This window comes from uncultured Thiodictyon sp. (assembly GCA_903837595.1).
In the GTDB taxonomy this organism is placed as follows: Bacteria; Pseudomonadota; Gammaproteobacteria; order Chromatiales; family Chromatiaceae; genus Thiodictyon.
The window spans coordinates 1-1,663 of the sequence record CAILVI010000194.1; the positions used below are offsets into that span (position 1 = coordinate 1).

The 1,663-nt window shown below is 65.1% G+C and carries 2 protein-coding genes; both read left to right on the forward strand.

Going from position 1 to position 1,663, the window contains the following annotated elements; translation table 11 throughout:
- Nucleotides 1–1,105: putative PEP-binding protein (locus tag QZY44_RS10750; RefSeq protein ID WP_365303967.1), on the forward strand; the 1,105-nt coding region annotated here is incomplete at its 5' end.
- A gap of 180 nt (nt 1,106–1,285) precedes the next feature.
- On the forward strand, nt 1,286–1,663 hold a 378-nt coding region (locus QZY44_RS10755; RefSeq protein ID WP_295446004.1), incomplete at its 3' end, for a putative toxin-antitoxin system toxin component, PIN family.

Consider the following 1,663-nt stretch of genomic DNA (forward strand, 5'->3'; position numbering starts at 1 on the left):
CAAGTACGGTGCCGTCGGCATTGGGCTGGCCCGCACCGAGCGCATGTTCAATGACCCGGCGCGCCTGCCGATCGTCATCGACATGATCGTGGCCGACACCCAGGAAGAGCGTCAGGAAGCGCTTGACCGTCTGCTGCCCCTGCAGCAGAAGGACTTCAAGGCCCTGTTCGAGGTCATGTCCCCCTACCCGGTGGTCATCCGCCTGCTGGACCCGCCGATCCACGAGTTCCTGCCCAACGAAAACGTGCTGGTACGCGAAATCGGCGAGCTGCTGCAACTGGCCAAGAACGCCCATGGCCTGACCGCCCTGGGTGCCGCCATGACCCTGATGCAGGCCCCGGACAAGGTCCGCGCCGACGTCGACGGCCTGCGCCGGCAGCTCGACCCGATGCTGGTGGAAGAGGTCATCGTCAAGAAGGAGCGGATGCTGCGCAAGGTGCGCTCACTGTTCGAGACCAACCCCATGCTCGGCCATCGCGGCGTGCGCTTAGGCATCAGCTTCCCCGAGATCTACCAGATGCAAATCCGGGCGATCCTGGAAGCCGCCGCCGAGTGCCAGGCCGCCGGGATCGAGGTCCACCCCAAGATCAAGGTGCCCCAGGTCTGCACGGCCCAGGAACTGCGGATCGTCAAGGGTTGGGTCGATACCATCCATGAGGAGATCAAGGCCCGCACCGGCAAGCCGGTGATCTTCCACTTCGGGACCATGATCGAGGTCGTCCGGGCCTGCATGCGCGCCGAGACCCTGGCCGAGGAGTCCGAGTTCTTCTCCTTCGGCACCAACGACCTGACCCAGGCCGCCTTCTCCTTCTCCCGCGAAGATGCCGAGAACAAGTTCCTGCCGCTCTACACCGAGTCCGGTGTCCTGCAGGACAACCCCTTCGAGGTCCTGGACGAGAAGGGCGTCGGCAAGCTGATGGACCTGGCCGTCAAGTGGGGCCGTTCGGTCAAGCCGGATCTCCTGGTCGGCATCTGCGGCGAGCACGGCGGCCACCCGGCGGCCATCGCCTTCTGCGACAAGATCGGGCTGGACTATGTGTCCTGCTCCGGACCGCGCGTGCCGGTCGCCCGACTGGCGGCGGCCCATGCGGCGCTGAAGGCGTAAAAAGGAGCCGGGGCGTCCCGCCCCGGTGACTTAAGCGGGGGCGGGATGCCCCTGCGCTTCCACTGATCCGCCCGCGCATCCGCAAGGATGCGCGGGCGGTGTCGTTTTGGGGCTACTGGCGGACTGGATTCGGTGCAGGTCATGGTTGACTCCTTGGCTCTTCGCGATATGATCAGCGATATGACTCTGACGCGTGTCGTTCTGGATACCAATGTGCTGGTTGCCGCTTCCCGCAGCCGCAACGGCGCCTCCTTTGCGCTGCTGCAAGCCTTGCGCGACCGGCGCTATATCGCGCTGGCCTCGGTTCCGCTGCTGCTGGAGTATGAGGCGGTGCTCAAACGGCCCGCGCAGATGCAGGCAGCGGGGCGTAGCGAGGCACTGACCGATGCCTTTCTGGATGCCTTGTGCCTGCTCGTGGAACCTGTTCATCTGTATTTCTTGTGGCGCCCCCAGGCTCGCGATCCTGCCGACGATATGGTGTTGGAGACCGCGCTGAACGGTCGCGCCGCGGCGCTGGTGACCACGAATGTCAAAGATTTTGGCGCGGCCGAGCGGTTC